12 protein-coding genes are annotated in these 17,275 nt (G+C 36.7%); 9 read left to right on the forward strand and 3 right to left on the reverse strand.

Going from position 1 to position 17,275, the window contains the following annotated elements; genetic code table 11:
* Positions 1-34 precede the first annotated feature (34 nt).
* Positions 35-1,108 (reverse strand): acyl-CoA reductase, encoded by a 1,074-nt coding sequence (locus OLM58_RS15110; protein ID WP_264529586.1) that lies wholly within the window; start codon positions 1,106-1,108, stop codon positions 35-37.
* 152 nt (positions 1,109-1,260) lie between these two features.
* Between OLM58_RS15110 and OLM58_RS15115 the strand changes: the two genes are divergently transcribed.
* Entirely contained in the window at positions 1,261-1,611 is a 351-nt protein-coding gene (locus OLM58_RS15115) for a 4Fe-4S dicluster domain-containing protein (RefSeq protein ID WP_264529587.1), read from the forward strand.
* Positions 1,612-1,881: 270 nt separating this feature from the next.
* Here the strand turns inward: OLM58_RS15115 and OLM58_RS15120 are convergent, their stop codons facing one another.
* Positions 1,882-4,548 carry a TonB-dependent receptor gene (locus OLM58_RS15120; RefSeq protein WP_264529588.1) on the reverse strand — a complete coding sequence of 889 codons (2,667 nt, stop codon included), beginning with the start codon at positions 4,546-4,548 and terminating at the stop codon, positions 1,882-1,884.
* A 314-nt stretch (positions 4,549-4,862) separates the two neighbouring features.
* On the opposite strand from OLM58_RS15120, the gene ychF reads away from it, so the two are divergent.
* The 8 genes from ychF (at position 4,863) to OLM58_RS15160 (ending at position 16,037) form a co-directional block, all read left to right on the forward strand.
* Positions 4,863-5,957: a redox-regulated ATPase YchF gene (gene ychF, locus OLM58_RS15125; protein ID WP_264529589.1), complete on the forward strand. Its 1,095-nt coding sequence runs from the start codon at positions 4,863-4,865 to the stop codon at positions 5,955-5,957.
* 341 nt (positions 5,958-6,298) lie between these two features.
* Entirely contained in the window at positions 6,299-6,976 is a 678-nt protein-coding gene (locus OLM58_RS15130) for a TIGR02117 family protein (protein ID WP_264529590.1), read from the forward strand.
* A 385-nt stretch (positions 6,977-7,361) separates the two neighbouring features.
* Positions 7,362-8,291 (forward strand): YihY/virulence factor BrkB family protein, encoded by a 930-nt coding sequence (locus OLM58_RS15135; RefSeq protein ID WP_264529591.1) that lies wholly within the window; start codon positions 7,362-7,364, stop codon positions 8,289-8,291.
* 96 nt (positions 8,292-8,387) lie between these two features.
* A complete protein-coding gene (locus OLM58_RS15140) occupies positions 8,388-8,912 on the forward strand; it encodes an NADPH-dependent FMN reductase (protein ID WP_017498405.1) in 525 nt (174 codons plus the stop codon).
* A gap of 3 nt (positions 8,913-8,915) precedes the next feature.
* Positions 8,916-9,893 carry a transglutaminase domain-containing protein gene (locus tag OLM58_RS15145; RefSeq protein WP_264529592.1) on the forward strand — a complete coding sequence of 326 codons (978 nt, stop codon included), beginning with the start codon at positions 8,916-8,918 and terminating at the stop codon, positions 9,891-9,893.
* Between the two features lie 95 nt (positions 9,894-9,988).
* The gene (pncB, locus tag OLM58_RS15150) at positions 9,989-11,164 is read left to right on the forward strand and encodes a nicotinate phosphoribosyltransferase (protein ID WP_264529593.1); all 1,176 of its coding nucleotides are present in this window, start codon (positions 9,989-9,991) and stop codon (positions 11,162-11,164) included.
* 161 nt (positions 11,165-11,325) lie between these two features.
* Positions 11,326-13,197 carry a DNA topoisomerase IV subunit B gene (locus OLM58_RS15155; RefSeq protein WP_264529594.1) on the forward strand — a complete coding sequence of 624 codons (1,872 nt, stop codon included), beginning with the start codon at positions 11,326-11,328 and terminating at the stop codon, positions 13,195-13,197.
* Positions 13,198-13,319: 122 nt separating this feature from the next.
* The gene (locus OLM58_RS15160; protein ID WP_264529595.1) at positions 13,320-16,037 is read left to right on the forward strand and encodes a DNA gyrase/topoisomerase IV subunit A; all 2,718 of its coding nucleotides are present in this window, start codon (positions 13,320-13,322) and stop codon (positions 16,035-16,037) included.
* A gap of 449 nt (positions 16,038-16,486) precedes the next feature.
* On the opposite strand, the gene OLM58_RS15165 is transcribed toward OLM58_RS15160, so the two are convergent.
* Complete coding sequence (locus OLM58_RS15165; RefSeq protein WP_264529596.1) at positions 16,487-17,266, reverse strand: TerC family protein; 780 nt, start codon at positions 17,264-17,266, stop codon at positions 16,487-16,489.
* Between the last annotated feature and the right edge of the window lie 9 nt (positions 17,267-17,275).

Here is a 17,275-nt window from a genome sequence, read left to right on the forward strand (position 1 = left end):
AGCGATAAATAATTCGAAATAATTGAACATATTTTTATTTTGTTGTTAACAAAAACGTTATAGTATCTACATTATCTGCATAATCCCACAAACGTGGTTTTTGGGTTTGCCCAAAAGAAATACTGTTTTGAGCTAAATTATTGCTAACGATGCACTGAATTTGTTCAGCATCAGCTTCTAAACGAGTCTGTAAATCTTCGATATTTTCATAAGATTCGTAAAAGACACTCGAAATAGGAGAGGCGTAACTTGGATCTTCTTTTAGAGTTAAAAAGCCATTGTCAAGCAGTTTAAAATTACTCATCAAAAACACCGCTTTGTTATAGTCGTAATTGTTAGCGTATTTTTCGTAATGAATAACATCCTGATATTTGAAAATGGCCTGGAAAAAAGCATCAAAAGAATAATCTTTCGGAACAAAAAGTTTAGATACATTGCGGCATCCCAGACCAAAGTATCTGAAAATATCTTCGCCCAAAGCTTCTAATTCTTCGTGAGTTTCTTTTCCGTTTAAAATCGCAACCGAATTTCTGTTTTTGCGAATGATAGACGGCTTATCTTTAAAGTAATATTCAAAATAACGTGACGTATTGTTGCTTCCGGTTGCTATAACGATATCAAAATTTTCGAGTTTACCTTCCACGAAAGTGATCTTATCTTTTAGATTTTCATCTACAAAAATGAGGTATTTGGCTAAAAACGGCAATAAATGCTGATCGTTTGAAGATGTTTTTATTAAGGCCTTATTTCCAGTGATTAAAACCGATAAAAAGTCATGAAATCCAACTAACGGAATATTTCCGGCAAGGATTAAGGCAACTGTTTTTTCAGTCTTATCTGCTTTCTCGAATTCTGAGCGGTAAGCCGAAAGCCATTTTTCAATGTTTTCTTCCGTCAATGCTTCTGCCCATGAATGTATTGCAAAATGCACCTGTTCAGGAGTGTACCATCCATTGTGTGATTGAGAAAGAGCAATCAGTTTTATGAAATCATCAAAAAACAGATCGTTACCTAAAACCGATTCATTTCGTGTGTTTTCTGCTTCAGAGAACTGACTTAAAAATCGACCTAGTGCTATAAAAGACTGTTTTTTTTCGTTTTGTAACATAAGTAATTTGTTTATGAAAGGTTTTGATTGTAATTTTGCACAAAAATAAGGATAAATAAGTCGAAAGTCAAAAGTCATCAAGTCAAAAGAGAAGGATGTCTTTTTTTTGGCTTTGCAACTTTAAGACTTTTAACTTTAAGACTAAAAAAACAATGGCAATAATTATAACTGACGAATGCATAAACTGTGGGGCTTGCGAACCGGAATGCCCAAATACAGCAATTTATGAAGGAGCTGACGATTGGAGATACAAAGACGGAACCAGTCTTTCAGGAACCATAATTTTACCGGACGGAACTGAGGTTGATGCAGGTGATGCACAAACACCAATTTCTGATGAGGTATATTATATCGTTCCGGGAAAATGTACCGAGTGTAAAGGTTTTCACGATGAACCTCAATGTGCTGCCGTATGTCCAGTTGATTGTTGTGTGCCAGATGATAATCACGTTGAAGACGAAGAAACCTTGTTGAACAGACAAGCGTTTTTACACGGTGAATAATGAAATAATGATGTATTTGATATAAACAAAAAATCCTGAGCGTTAGCTCAGGATTTTTTGTTTAGTCGGATAACAGGTTTTTTTGACCTGTATAATTGCATAAAGTTTCTAACTGCTTAACCTGTTGGCTGTAATTATTTTTAAATACATAGAAACATAGGTTTAATACACTCAAATAAGGCGTTTTACTTATTTTAGGAGCACAGAGGCAGCTATGCGTAAGAAGCATGTTTTTATGTGTTTAATGTTTTTTTTTAACGGGTTAATTACTTAAAAATTAAATCCAAGTCTTGCATAGTAGTATGCTCCGCTGAATCCCATCTGAACAGCATCCCAATAACCTCCTGCTTCAGTATTTCCTGTTTCATCTTGTTTGGTTGGGTAAACATTGAATAAGTTGTTGCTTCCAATGCTTAATTTTAGGTTTTTAGTCAATTGATATCCAACAGTTAAGTCAGTGATCAGTCTTGGATTGTATACATCATTTTCATCAGTGTAATCTACTAAAACTACTTTGCTGAATCTGGTGAATGCGATACCGGCATCAAATTTATTTTTAGCATAGTTAAGGTTTAAACCAAATTTGTTGTCCGGAGCTGATGATAGTAGGAATGCTTTTTCACGTTTCCCAAAGAAAGTACCCTCGTCTAAAGTTCCGTTTTTTACATTGTCAATTTTCATGTCATTAATGTTTCCAACTAAAGTTGCACTAAACAATGATTCTCCGAATTTTTTCTTCCAGGCCAAAACGATATCCAAACCGTGAGTACTGGTGTCTACACCATTCACGAAAAACTGGGCTTTATCTACACCAAGGTTTAAAGGTTTAGCATCAAAATATCCGGTAAGAACAATACGGTCTTTTACTTTGATGTAGTAACCGTCAACTGTTGCAGTGAAATCTCCAAACGTAGCCGTGAATCCCAAAGAGGCATTTACCGCTTTTTCTTCGTTTAGTTTCTGAATCCCAAAAGCCTTGGTAACCGGGCTGTTGTTTGGAGCAAGTAGAACTTCGGTAGCTCCTCCTGCATTAAAATTCGTAAAACGCAGGTTGTAGTAAATTTGCGCCAGTGAAGGAGCACGGAAACCGGTGCTTACAGATCCTCTGAAGTTAACATGCTGTCCGGCTTTTACTCTTGCGGCTAATTTTCCGTTTAACGTACTTCCAAAATCACTATAATTTTCAAAACGAACCGCACCACTCAGTAAAAAAGACTCTGTGATGTCAAGTTCAGCATCAGTGTATAAAGATAAATTCGTACGGCTTTTGTCTACCGTATTTGAAGGGCTGTATCCCGGAAAACCTTGTGAACCTCCAGGTCTTGAAATTGTTGGAGATGAAGTTGGATCTGTAGGATCGTAATCCGGATTTGGAATAGTTGGTGCACTTTGGGTTGTAGGATTGGTTATAGGCCTTCCGTTAGTATCATAAGTTGCATATGAACCTTCTTCTCCTGAAAAAATCGTAAATTTTTCCGTTCTGTATTCCGCTCCAAAAGCAAGGTTTAAACCGCTTAATACCGAATCATAGTTTTTAGAAAAATCAAAATTGGTTGTATTTTGAGTCAGACTGTGTCCTCCTGCATCAAATTCTGTTGGAGATTTCTCTTCTAAGGAAGCATTTATAGTTCCTTTGATGTAGTAATGAAAAAGGTTTTTACCGTAAGTATTGCTAAGATCAATGTTCCATCCGCTGGCCGTTTTAGTTCTAAATCCCGCAGCAAGAGAATTGTCTATAATATTAGAAGTAATTCTAGGAGTGTATCCGCCGGGATAAACAGATTCCACAACTCTTTCTCCTCCGTTTCTCGTAAATGCATAGGCATCTGTATCTCTGTAATTTCGGCCTCCAAATGCATAAAACTGCGTTTTTTCGGATACCGGAAGTGATAAGTTTCCGAATAAGTTAAAACCCTGAATAGAAGCGTCTCCAAAACCTTTTCTGAAATCATAAGCAGGTCTTAGAGTTTTGTTTTTGTTGATGTATTCAGTTGTAAAATTGGCTGAACCTCCTTTGTCACCAATAGCAACTCCATAGTTAGCGGCTACTTTTACAGATCCACCATCGAAAGATTGGTTTTTACCATAAGTATTTCCGTTTCCGTTTTGGTCTAGTCTGAAGTTTTTGGTATTAGGAGTTCCATCCAGAAAATCACCTTTTGCATTGGTATTAAATGCTCCGTAGGTTACAGATCCTGTTAATTCGTCGACATTGTCATTTAGTACAATATTAATAACTCCGGCAATAGCGTCCGAGCCGTATTGGGCAGCAGCACCATCTCTCAGAATCTCAATTCTTTTGATTGCAGTAGCGGGTATGGCATTTAAATCAGTTCCCGTATTTCCACGTCCTCGGGTACCAAATAAATTGATTAATGAAGACTGATGTCTTCTTTTTCCATTAATCAAAACCAAAGTCTGATCCGGTCCCAGACCTCTCAGTGAAGCAGGATCAACGTGATCGGCCCCATCAGATCCGGATTGTTTGTTGGCATTAAATGAAGGAGCAACATATTGTAATAATTGATTGATCTCTATTTTACCGCTTTGTGTCGTGACATCTTTTACACTAATAACATCAATCGGAACGGCCGAATTGACTACGGTTCTTTTGGTATTTCTTGATCCTACGATTACGACATCATTCAGGACCTGACCTCCGTTTTCGTCTAAAGTAACGTCGGTTTTACTATTTGAAGAGGGTTTTTCTACATTTGCATAGCCAACATAGCTAAAAATTAAAATGGCACCTTCTTTTACTTTTATAAGGTAACCTCCTTCAAAATTGGTAGATACACCGTTTGTAGTTCCTTTTTCGAGGATATTAACTCCGGGTAGCGGATTGCCCGATTTATCTCTTACAACTCCTGATATTTCTTTTTGGGCGAATAGAAATGCTGTGTTAAACAGTATTAGTAATAATGCAATCTTTTTCATGGTTAATTGAGTTTGGTTTATTGGTTTTTGTTCGTTTGTTATAAAAGTAACTATTTTTAACAAAAAATTAATAAGAAGTTTATTTTTTTTAATGATGTAGCCTTAAAAAACATTAATCGTCATTTTTACTTCAATTGCGAGCTATTAAATCTTATATTTGCAAAATTTTAAAGCCAAAAAATAATATTTCGGCACAAATACAAAAGGAATACAAGAAATATAACCTGTTAAAAACGACTTTGATATACTGAAAAACCGGTATAAAGAAGACTCGAAAGAAAAAGGTTTACATAAAAAACAAATAGAATCAACAGATGAAAGCAGGAATTGTAGGATTACCAAATGTTGGAAAATCAACATTATTTAATTGTTTGTCTAATGCAAAAGCGCAGAGTGCCAACTTTCCGTTTTGTACAATCGAACCAAATATTGGAGTTGTAAACGTTCCGGATCCAAGAATTAACAAACTGGAAGAATTGGTAAAACCAGAGCGTGTACAAATGGCAACTGTGGATATCGTTGATATCGCAGGTTTGGTAAAAGGTGCTAGTAAAGGAGAAGGTCTTGGAAATCAGTTTTTAGGAAACATTAGAGAGTGTAATGCTATTATTCACGTTTTACGTTGTTTTGATAACGATAACATCGTTCACGTTGACGGTAATGTAAATCCAATTCGTGATAAAGAAACGATTGATATCGAACTTCAGTTGAAAGATTTGGAAACAATCGAGAAACGTTTGGAGAAAGTAAAACGTGCCGCTAAAACCGGAAACAAAGAAGCTCAGACTGAAGAAGCTTTGTTGAACCGTATCAGAGAAGCGTTATTGCAGGCAAAATCAGCAAGAACCATTATTCCTCAAAGCAACGACGAAGAAGTTTTAATGGAAGGTTTTCAATTGATTACCGCTAAACCGGTATTGTACGTTTGTAATGTTGACGAAGGTTCAGCTGTAAACGGAAATAAATATGTTGATCAGGTTCGTGAATTGGTAAAAGACGAAGAAGCTGAAGTTATCATTCTTTCAGTAGGAGCAGAAGCGGATATTACAGAATTGGAAAGCTACGAAGAGCGTCAGGTTTTCCTTGAAGATATGGGATTGACTGAGCCGGGAGCTTCTGTGCTAATTCGTGCAGCATACAAATTATTAAAACAGCAAACTTACTTTACAGCCGGTGTAAAAGAAGTTCGTGCCTGGACCATCAATATTGGAGCTACAGCACCACAAGCTGCCGGAGTTATTCATACTGATTTTGAAAAAGGATTCATTCGTGCGGAGGTAATTTCATACGAAGATTACGTTCAGTACGGTTCTGAAGCAAAAGCAAAAGAAGCTGGGAAATTCAAAGTGGAAGGAAAAGAATATATCGTAAAAGATGGTGATGTAATGCATTTCCGTTTTAACGTTTAATTTTTTTTTAGAGAAAATAGAATAGAGAATAAAGAAGATAGACTAAAAACTGCTGGAGCAATTCAGCAGTTTTTTTATGCACAAAAGTTATTGTTATCTGTATTTTGAGGTTAAAGAAAGTCATCGTCAGGCTGAGCGAAGTCGAAGCTTCGCATAGTTTGTCATTTCGAGTCTCGTTCCTTGAAATAAAAAAAAATGAACTTAAAAATCCGTTTAAATCCGCGCTTTCGCATGCGCGAATCGGTATAATTTGTGTGTAATTTGTAAGAAGCAAAAAAAATGGCTCAAAAATTGGTTACAGAAAAATTAACCAATTATCAATCTAAAAACAACCAATCAAAATGCTAAAAAAATCTTTCAAATTTCTGGGCTGGACACTTTTCGGGATCTTTACTTTTCTTGCTTTATATGTCACAGCCGTATTATTGATTTCCAGAATTACAGTTAACTCCACTATTGACAAAATTGACGAACAAAATGCAATTCCGATTTATATTCTTTCCAATGGAGTGCACACAGATATAGTGGTTCCGATTGTTACCGAAGTCAAAGATTGGAGAAAGGAAATTCAGTTTGATCAGACAGAATCCAACGATACACTGGCAAAATTTGTAGCTTTTGGCTGGGGTGATAAAGGTTTTTATCTCGATACGCCTGAATGGTCAGATTTAAAAGCGAGTACGGCTTTAAAAGCTATATTTGGGGTGAGTTCGTCAGCAATGCACACCACATTTTTTAAGCAATTACGCGAAGGTGAAGATTGCAAACGTATTTTGGTTTCTAAAGAAAACTATCAAAAATTAGTAAACTATATCTCAGAGAGTTTTAATAATCCGGAGAATCCTGAATGGATTGAGGGACATAGTTATGGGAAAAAGGATGCTTTTTATGAGGCAAAAGGAAGTTATAGTCTGTTTTATACGTGTAACACCTGGGCAAACTGCGCATTAAAAGCGGCAAATCAAAAAGCGAGTTTATGGACGATTTATGATAAAGGAATTTTTTATCATTACCAGTAAAAAGAAAAAGACGCCCTTAAGAGTGTTCAGTCGCTAGGGGACAAAAACTTAGGGGGATTGTGGATGTTCCCCGTATTGAATCTCTACAAAACAATTTTTGAGGTTAGATGATAGTGTTATGTAGTTTAAGGAGACAATGACTATGGTTGATTACAAGTGGCAATACCATTTAGGTGCAATAAAATATACTCCGCCAGGAGTAAAATATCGGTAGAAAGAATAAGGCCCCCATTGAAAAAATGTCCGTAGGGATTATATGTGTTTCCAGATGAGATTTTATAGGAAAAAAATATGGCATGGTAAAAATGTAAAAATTATCTGAAATACAGGAATTTAATCTTTTGTTTATTCTTTAAATTTGAAAGAATATCAAAAAACGAATCTTGTGGAAAATCAAAATATTCTGTCGAAAACCTGGTATTTGTTACGAACCACTATTTTAGAGTTCAATGACGATAATGCCATCAAGCTAAGCGCAGCTTTGTCGTATTATACCATATTTGCATTACCGCCTTTATTGATCATTATTATAACCATCTGCGGTTTCTTTTTTGGAGAAGAGGCGGTAACCGGGGAGTTGTACGGGCAAATCAACCGTTTAGTAGGGAACGATGCCGCAATTCAAATTCAGGACGCAATCAAAAATGTGCAATTGTCTGATAGTAATGTTTTTGTAACAATTTTTGGAGTTGTGATGCTTTTAATAGGAGCTTCGGGAGTTTTTGCCGAAATACAAAGTTCAATTAATTTTATCTGGGGGCTGCGCGCGAAACCGAACAAAGGGCTTAAAAAATTCATTCAGAATCGGATTATGTCTTTCTCTATGATTGTTTCTGTTGGATTTCTAATGCTCGTAAGTTTAATGTTAAATGCGGTTTTAGATGTCTTAAATGCGAGATTAAAACTATATTTAGCCGACAGTACAGTGTATTTGTTTTACGTCATAAATTTGATCATTGTTTTAGGTAGTATCACCTTGCTTTTTGCAATTATATTCCGAACTTTACCAGATGGCCTTATAAAGTGGAAAGACGCTTTCATTGGCGCCGGGTGTACCGCAATCCTTTTTATGATAGGTAAATTTGCAATTGGATTTTATTTGGGAAACTCAACAATTGCAAGTGTTTATGGCGCAGCAGGATCAGTAATAATCATTTTGGTTTGGGTGTATTATTCCGCAATTATTTTATATTTTGGAGCCGAGTTTACTAAAGTATATGCTAAAACGTACGGAGGGAAGATTGCTCCGAATGGCTATTCGGTCGAAATTAAAAAAGAGATATTTGAAATTCAAGAACAAACAGAAATTTCATAAGTTTTGATGATTCAGAAATGTAGTTTATGGTTTTATGGAAATACTTAAAACAGGTGAAACGGGTAACAAAAAACAGTAAATTTTAAAATAAAGTATATGAAAATTGTAGCCTTTGGAGGAAGTAACAGTCAGCATTCGATAAACAAACAGCTGGCGACTTATGCGGCAAGTTTATTCGACAATGGAACGGTTGAGGTTTTAGATCTTAATGATTTTGCCATGCCTTTGTTTAGTGTCGATTTAGAAAAAGAAATTGGTCAGCATGAGCTGGCAAAAACATTTTTGCAAAAGATTGAAAATGCAGATCTGTTGGTAATTTCTTTGGCAGAAAACAACGGAAATTACTCTGCGGCTTTCAAGAATTTGTTTGATTGGAGTTCGAGGATCATGAAAGAAATTTTTCAGCAAAAACCAATGCTTTTAATGGCTACTTCGCCGGGAGCAAGAGGAGGAGCTTCGGTTTTGGAAATTGCCAATAACGCTTTACCAAGATATGGAGCACAGATTAAGGCTACTTTTTCATTGCCTGCATTTAACGCGAATTTTGATTTGGAGGAAAATAAAATTTCAAATGAAGAGTTAAATAAAGAATTAAAAGACATTATTAAGTCTAGTTTCTAATTTATGATTCCAAAAAAGATTGTCCTTACTGTTTTCTTCCTGAGTTTTATCTTTCTGTTTCGTGTAAACGCGCAAAAGTACAATACGATTGATAATACGGTATTAAAGTATCCCGCTAATTTTAATTCAGTAGAAAGCCTGGCAGAAAGAATACAAAAAGATTTTACTTCAGATTATGATAAAGCGAGGGCTATTTACAGCTGGATTGCTTTAAACATAAAATACGATTACAAAGCCTATCTGAATCCGCCAAAACCGCTCAGATTTACCTATATTAATGAAGCGGATAAACAAGCGAAAATTGCAGTTTTAAAGGAAAAAACATGGCAGAACACTTTCGAATCCCGAAAAGCGGTTTGTGAAGGTTTTACACTTTTATATCAGGAATTGGCCTATTTAACGGGTTTGAAATGTGAGGTGATCCGAGGAGATTCTAAACGATCGTTGAGTGATATCGGACGTAAAAATTCGTTTTCCAATCATTCCTGGAATTTGGTTGAGGTGGATAGAAAATGGATTTTGGTTGATGTAACCTGGGGACAGGGATACTACGACAGTGACAAAAAAGTGGCTGTGACTCATTTTTCACCCGTTTATTTTGATACCGATCCCAAGTACTTTTTCGCCAAGCATTTTCCGGATTCGGGAACTTATCTGGGTAAAAAATTAAACAAAGAGGATTTTCTGAACGGACCATTACTTTTTGATGCTGCAATTGAAGGCGATCATGAGATTTTGGCGCCGGATTCAGGAATTATTCAGGCAAATGATGGGGATAAAATTCTTTTTAGGATTAAGAATATTGCAAAGACAGATCTGTTTTATTATTTGAAAAATGGAAAACCTGTTCGAATTGAAGATTCTAAGGTCGTAAGAGGAGCTTTAGAATTTGAGGTAATTTATGATAAAAAAATAGGCTCGTATATTACTTTTTTTCTGGATCGTGACGGTATAATGTCATTTAAGATACTTTCAAAGTAAAACGAAGCAGGATCTTTGCTTAAAGAGCTTCCTTCTTTGGTTAAATTGGCGTATCTTAGCCATTACAGTTATAAAATTAATTTAACTGCCGGATTATGGAGACAACTTATTTGAAATCAATTTTAGACAATGATTTCTATAAATTTACAATGCAGCATGCTGTAATCAAACTTTTTCCCAAGGCTCAGGTTCGTTACGGCTTTATCAACAGGGGAAATCATTTTTTTCCGCCTGGATTTGGAGATTTACTTCGAAAATCGGTTGATGCAATGGCAGATCTGCGGTTGACAAAAGAAGAAAAACAATATTTGTGGCAGCATTGTTCTTATCTGGATCCCACTTATTTTGATTTTTTGCAAGGCTATAACTTTGACCCGTCCGAGGTTCAGATTACTCAGACAGGTTCTGAGTTAAAAGTAACTGTTGAGGGCTATTGGTATCGTACCATTTTATGGGAAGTGCCACTGATGGGATTGATTTCTGAGCTGTTTTATAAGACCGGTCAATCCATTCGACTGGAAGATGAAGCTTTAAAAAGAGTAACCAAAGACAAGATTGACAATTACAATAAAATTGGCGTTTCGATTTTAGAGTTTGGAACCCGACGACGCCATTCGTATGAGGTACATGCCCTGGTGAATGAGACACTTCGAAAATTTGGTTCGAATAGTTTTATAGGTACCAGTAATGTTCATTTTGCAATGACTAATAATATGCGGCCATTGGGTACTCATGCGCACGAATGGTTTATGTTTCATGCAGCGCAATACGGTTTTAAAATGGCAAATATGATGGGCTTGGGACATTGGACGCAGGTGTACGATGGCGATCTCGGAATTGCACTGACAGATACCTATACTACAGCAGTGTTTTTTGAACAATTTGATAAAAAGTACTCGAAACTTTTTGACGGAGTACGTCACGATAGCGGAGATCCTATTGAATTTGCAGAAAAAGTAATTTCGCATTATACCCAAATGGGAATTGATCCAAAATCGAAAGTGATCGTTTTTTCGGATTCGTTGAATTACGAGAAGGTGAAAAGAATAGCAGATTTTTGTAAAGATAAAATCAAAATGTCATTTGGTGTCGGAACCAATTTTACCAACGATGCTGGCTTGCCTTCGATGAATATGGTGATAAAACTGACAGAAGTAAAATTGAATAATGACCAGTGGCAAGGTGTTGTAAAACTTTCTGACGAAAAAAATAAAAATACCGGAACGCCCGAAATGATTGCTTTAGCAAAAGAAGTACTGGGAATCAAATAGTATTTTTTACCATAAAGCTGATTTTTTATATTTTTGGTTTGCGGATTGTTTTAAAATCAATGTAAATAGGGTTTAAAGCTGTTATTATTCGTAACAAAAATAAAATACGCTTTCATTTTTTGACTATAAATGGTACATTAGCCAAAAATCCAATTCACTTTATGCTAGAGCAAAATCAATATACCGAAGATAACATTCGATCACTCGATTGGAAAGAACATATCCGTATGCGTCCCGGAATGTATATCGGGAAATTGGGAGACGGATCTTCGCCTGATGATGGTATTTATATTCTTCTAAAAGAGGTACTGGACAACTGTATTGATGAGTTTGTAATGGGCTCAGGAAAAACTATTGAAGTGACTATCAGAGATAAAACGGTTTCGGTTCGTGATTACGGACGTGGAATTCCGTTAGGGAAAGTGGTGGATGTTGTTTCAAAAATGAATACGGGAGGAAAGTACGATTCAAAAGCTTTCCAGAAATCGGTTGGTTTGAATGGTGTCGGAACAAAAGCGGTGAATGCATTGTCGAACTATTTTCGTGTAGAATCGGTTCGTGATGATAAACAAAAAGCAGCAGAGTTTTCAGCGGGAAATCTGGTTCTTGAAGAAGATGTGATTGATACTACCAAGCGAAAAGGAACAAAAGTAACTTTTACGCCGGATGAATCGATTTTTAAAAATTACAAATTCCGTTTAGAATATGTGATCAAAATGGTCAAGAACTATTGTTATCTGAACAATGGACTAACCATTATTTTCAACGGTGAAAAATATTATTCGGAGAACGGACTTCGTGATTTATTAGAAGAAACCATCAATGAAGAAGATTTAGAATACCCTATTATCCATTTAAAAGAGCATGATATTGAAGTAGCGTTAACGCACAGTAAAACGCAATACAGTGAAGAATATCACTCTTTTGTCAACGGACAAAACACTACACAAGGAGGAACGCACTTAGCAGCTTATAGAGAAGCAATTGTAAAAACCATTCGAGAGTTTTACAATAAAAACTTTGAAGCATCTGACGTTCGTAAATCGATTGTGAGTGCGATTAGTATTAAGGTTATGGAGCCGGTTTTTGAGTCTCAGACTAAAACCAAATTAGGTTCTACCGATATGGGTTCTGATGACGGGACACCCCCGGTTTCGGTTCGTACCTTTGTGAACGATTTTATCAAAACCAAGTTAGACAATTACCTGCATAAAAATCCAACGACCGCAGAAGCCTTATTGCGAAAAATTTTGCAGGCCGAACGCGAGCGAAAAGAATTGTCCGGAATTAGAAAACTGGCTACAGATCGTGCTAAAAAGGCCAATCTTCACAATAAGAAATTAAGAGATTGCCGTGCGCATCTTCCGGATACAAAGAATCCAAGAAACCTGGAGAGTACCCTTTTCATTACCGAGGGAGATTCGGCTTCCGGATCGATCACCAAATCGCGTGATGTGAATACACAGGCCGTTTTTAGTTTGCGTGGTAAGCCTCTGAATTCCTATGGAATGAGTAAGAAAATTGTTTATGAAAATGAAGAATTTAATTTATTGCAGGCAGCGCTTGATATCGAAGACGGACTGGAAAAATTGCGTTACAACAATATCGTAATCGCAACCGATGCCGATGTCGACGGTATGCACATTCGTTTGCTGTTGATTACTTTTTTCCTTCAGTTTTTCCCTGAGTTAATTAAAGAAGGCCATTTATATATTTTGCAGACACCGCTTTTCAGGGTTCGTAATAAAAAAGAAACCATCTATTGTTATTCTGAAGAAGAACGAAAAGACGCGATCGAAAAACTAAAACCAAAACCAGAAATCACCCGATTTAAAGGTTTAGGAGAGATTTCTCCGGATGAGTTTAAAAATTTCATCGGAGACACCATTCGCCTTGACCCAATTATGATGGATAAAAATACCTCAATCGAGCAATTATTATCTTTTTACATGGGTAAAAACACACCGGACAGACAAGAGTTTATTATTAAGAATTTGAAGGTGGAACTGGATGCAGTTGAAGAAGAAGTTTAAGATTTAAATAAAAATACTAGACAATGTCTAGTATTTTTTGATTTCAAAAAAACGCAGTCACTGTCTGCGATTTTTAAATTAACTTCTTGAAAACAAATGAATTATAATTACAAGATAATTAGATGAAAGACGAAGAAGACGATAACATCATTCCGGGCGACGACGAGAATAATTCAGAAGAAAACCTGGATAACATTCAGGAAGGAGATGACGATGAAATTATCGATGTAGATGCCAAACATTTTGAAGGAGCACATTTTTACGAAAATCAGGAACAGGAAGGTGAAGACGTAATTACGAAAGTTACCGGAATGTACAAGGACTGGTTTTTGGACTATGCTTCGTACGTAATTCTGGAACGTGCAGTTCCTGCTATCGAGGACGGATTTAAACCCGTTCAGCGTCGTATTATGCATTCTTTGAAAGAGCTGGATGATGGTCGTTATAACAAAGTTGCCAATGTTGTTGGTCACACCATGCAGTATCATCCACACGGAGATGCGAGTATTGGTGATGCTATGGTACAAATTGGACAAAAAGATTTATTGATCGATTGTCAGGGTAACTGGGGTAATATTTTAACAGGTGACGGAGCAGCAGCTTCGCGTTACATTGAGGCACGTTTGTCAAAATTTGCTTTAGAGGTTTTGTATTCTCCAAAAATTACCGATTGGGGTGTTTCCTACGATGGTCGTCGTGCAGAACCGAACAACCTTCCGGTAAAATTCCCGTTGCTTTTGGCACAGGGGGCAGAAGGGATTGCAGTAGGACTTTCGACAAAAGTTTTGCCTCATAACTTCAACGAATTAATTGATGCTTCGATTAAAATCTTAAAAGGAAGAGCTTTTACGCTGTATCCTGATTTTATGACGCAGGGTATTGCCGACGTGTCTAATTATAATGACGGACTTCGTGGCGGACGTGTGCGTGTGCGTGCTAAAATTGCTCAGTTGGATAAAAATACACTGGTAATCACACAAATTCCGTTTTCGACCAATACCTCGAGTTTAATTGACAGTATTTTGAAAGCCAACGAAAAAGGTAAAATCAAAATCAAGAAAATTGAAGACAATACTGCAGCCGATGTTGAGATTTTAATTCATCTTTTTCCGGGAGTTTCTCCGGATAAAACCATAGACGCGCTGTTTGCTTTTACAGCTTGTGAAACTTCTGTGGCACCTTTAGGCTGTGTGATTGAAGACAATAAGCCTTTGTTTATCGGAGTTTCTGAGATGTTGAAAATATCGACTCACAGAACCGTTGATTTACTTCGTCAGGAGTTGGAAATTCAGTTAGAGGAATTAAAAAATAAATGGCACTTCTCGACTTTAGAAAAAATCTTTATCCGCGAAGAAATGTACATTGACTTCAAATTGTATTCAGATAGAGAGTCACTTTACAAATATTTATACGACCGTTTTGAGCCGTTCAAAAAATCATTCGTCAGAGAAATCAACGATGAAGATTTACAACGTTTGACTCAAATACCGATGATTCGTATTACCCGTTTTGACTCTGACAAGGCCGATGATTTCATCGCGAAGTTAGAAGATGAAATGAAGGAGGTAGAGTACAATCTGGAGAATTTAACGGATTTTGCAATTGCCTACTTTACTAAATTAAAAGAGAAATACGGAAAAGGACGCGAGCGTCAGACTGAACTTCGTGTTTTTGATAATGTCGAAGCTACAAAAGTTGTTTTGCGTAATACAAAACTTTTTGTAAACAGAGAAGAAGGTTTCGTAGGAACCAGTTTAAAGAAAGACGAATACGTAGCCGATTGTTCTGATATCGATGATGTTATTGTGTTCCTGCGCGATGGTACAATGATGATTTCAAAAGTAGATGCCAAAACATTTATAGGAAAAGATATTATACACGTCGCTGTTTTTGATAAGAGCGATAAGCGTACGATTTACAACATGATGTATCGTGATGGTAAATCCGGACCTTCCTATATTAAGCGTTTTAATGTTACCGGAGTTACACGTGATAAAGCGTATGATCTGACTAACGGGACAAATGGTTCGCAGGTGGTTTATTTTTCGCATAATCCGAATGGAGAGGCAGAGGTCGTTACTATTTTACTGCGTCAAATTGGAACCATTAAAAAACTGAAATTCGATATTGATTTTGCTAAACTGGCCATCAAAGGACGTGGATCAAAAGGAAATTTGGTTACCAAATATCCAATCAAGAAAATAGAATTAAAAGAAAAAGGAATTTCGACTTTGCTGCCAAGAAAAGTCTGGTTTGATGATACCGTTAAGCGTTTAAATGTTGATGCCCGAGGAGAATTGCTGGGAGAGTTTAAACCAAGCGATAAAATTTTGATCATAAGTCAGGCCGGTAAGTTGAAGGTGATTATTCCGGAATTATCGACTCATTTCGAAGAGGATATGATTGTTTTGGAAAAATGGAAACCTAAAAAACCAATTTCGGCAATCTATTACGATGGAGAAAAAGAACGTTACTTCTTAAAACGTTTCCTTGTGGAAAATGAGGGTAAAGAAGAAAGTTTTATTACAGATCACCCGAACTCGCAATTAGAAATTGTATCAACAGATTACCGTCCGGTAGCCCAGTTGGTTTTTGCAAAAGTAAAAGGAGTTCAGAAAGAAGATTTACATATTGATGTTGAAGATTTTATTGCCGTAAAAGGTTTTAAAGCACTCGGAAATCAACTGACGACTGATAAGCTAAAACAAGTAAATCTGTTAGAACCTCTGCCTTATGAAGAACCGGTTGAAGAAGTTCCGGAGAGGGTAATCGGAGATGATGATGACGCTGTTGAAACAGAATTAGATGATGATGGCCAGATAGGTCTGGTTCTTGAATAATAGAAAATAAAAAAGAGGAAGTTTCAAAATTTTGGAACTTCCTCTTTTTTTATGTGTATAAGGCCATAGTTTTCTCTTGCCGTAAGCATTTTGTTAAAAAAATCAACTTTCGGAACGAAATTAATCAAAACCAATAGCTCAGAAAGGGCTTCAGCAAGAGCATGGTGCGTAGCACTATGAATGATGATAACAATTATGGGTTATGCCCTGAAAGGGCAAAAGCCAGATCGCAACGAAAAGCTCCAGACATATTTTGTGTGAAATCTTATAAGAAGTTGAACATTTTTTATAGGATTGTGTAGGGATCAAAAAATGCTTTTGCCCTTTCAGGGCAACACACCTCATTAATTTAGTTCATAACGCGTTGCGCTATGTTTGTGCTTTCGGGCTTTCAGCCCTTTTCTGTCCAACTGTTGTTTTTAATTCCCAAACGAGAGTTTCAAAATAACTTAATTTGACGAATGTTTTTTTCGGATTCGCATATTGATAAATTCGACAGCAAGCGAAAACGAAATGGCGAAGTACAAATAACCTTTCGGTACCGCTCCAATATGCTCACCTGCAAGTGCCGCATTCGATAAGTGCATGCTTTCCGTAATCAGCATAAAACCGATCAGAATCAAAAATGAAAGCCCCAGTATTTGAATGGATGGATTCTTGTTGACAAAATTTCCAACAGGAACCGCAAACAACATCATAATCAATACCGAAATGACTACCGCTGTAATCATGATCGTTAAAGCACCATGAACACCATTTGTCATACCGACAGCCGTTAAAATCGAGTCTACAGAAAAAATCAAATCGATCAGGAGGATTTGCATAATGACGTTCGAGAATGATTTTTTGGCAGCAGTTTTAAGTGTTTTTTCCTCCTCAGCATGATGGTCCACTTTTTCGCTGATTTCTTTAGTACTCTTATAAATCAGGAACAAACCGCCCAGAAATAAAATGACCGCCTGACCGGTAAAATCTCCTTCGAACCAGCCCCAGTGAATGCTGAAAAGTGTTGCTTTCATGGCAATCAGATACGAAATTCCCATCAACAGGGCGATACGCATAAACATGGCCAAAAACAAACCAATTCGGGTGGCTCTCTTTCGATCTTCTTCAGGTAATTTCCCCGTGACGATGGATATAAAAATAATATTGTCGATCCCCAGGACAATTTCTAGAAAAGTCAATGTCAGTAAGGCAATCCACACATCGGGGTTTAGAAAAACTTCCATACTAAAGGT

The organism is Flavobacterium sp. N502540, from assembly GCF_025947365.1.
In the GTDB taxonomy this organism is placed as follows: Bacteria; Bacteroidota; Bacteroidia; order Flavobacteriales; family Flavobacteriaceae; genus Flavobacterium.

Bases quoted from the DNA above. Each gene is read 5' to 3' on its own strand.
- OLM58_RS15155 (WP_264529594.1), top strand. From the start codon at position 11,326: ATGCTAGAGCAAAATCAATATACCGAAGATAACATTCGATCACTCGAT.
- OLM58_RS15120 (WP_264529588.1), bottom strand. From the start codon at position 4,548: ATGAAAAAGATTGCATTATTACTAATACTGTTTAACACAGCATTTCTA.
- OLM58_RS15110 (WP_264529586.1), bottom strand. From the start codon at position 1,108: ATGTTACAAAACGAAAAAAAACAGTCTTTTATAGCACTAGGTCGATTT.
- OLM58_RS15165 (WP_264529596.1), bottom strand. From the start codon at position 17,266: ATGGAAGTTTTTCTAAACCCCGATGTGTGGATTGCCTTACTGACATTG.
- OLM58_RS15115 (WP_264529587.1), top strand. From the start codon at position 1,261: ATGGCAATAATTATAACTGACGAATGCATAAACTGTGGGGCTTGCGAA.
- ychF (WP_264529589.1), top strand. From the start codon at position 4,863: ATGAAAGCAGGAATTGTAGGATTACCAAATGTTGGAAAATCAACATTA.
- OLM58_RS15130 (WP_264529590.1), top strand. From the start codon at position 6,299: ATGCTAAAAAAATCTTTCAAATTTCTGGGCTGGACACTTTTCGGGATC.
- OLM58_RS15160 (WP_264529595.1), top strand. From the start codon at position 13,320: ATGAAAGACGAAGAAGACGATAACATCATTCCGGGCGACGACGAGAAT.
- OLM58_RS15145 (WP_264529592.1), top strand. From the start codon at position 8,916: ATGATTCCAAAAAAGATTGTCCTTACTGTTTTCTTCCTGAGTTTTATC.
- OLM58_RS15140 (WP_017498405.1), top strand. From the start codon at position 8,388: ATGAAAATTGTAGCCTTTGGAGGAAGTAACAGTCAGCATTCGATAAAC.
- pncB (WP_264529593.1), top strand. From the start codon at position 9,989: ATGGAGACAACTTATTTGAAATCAATTTTAGACAATGATTTCTATAAA.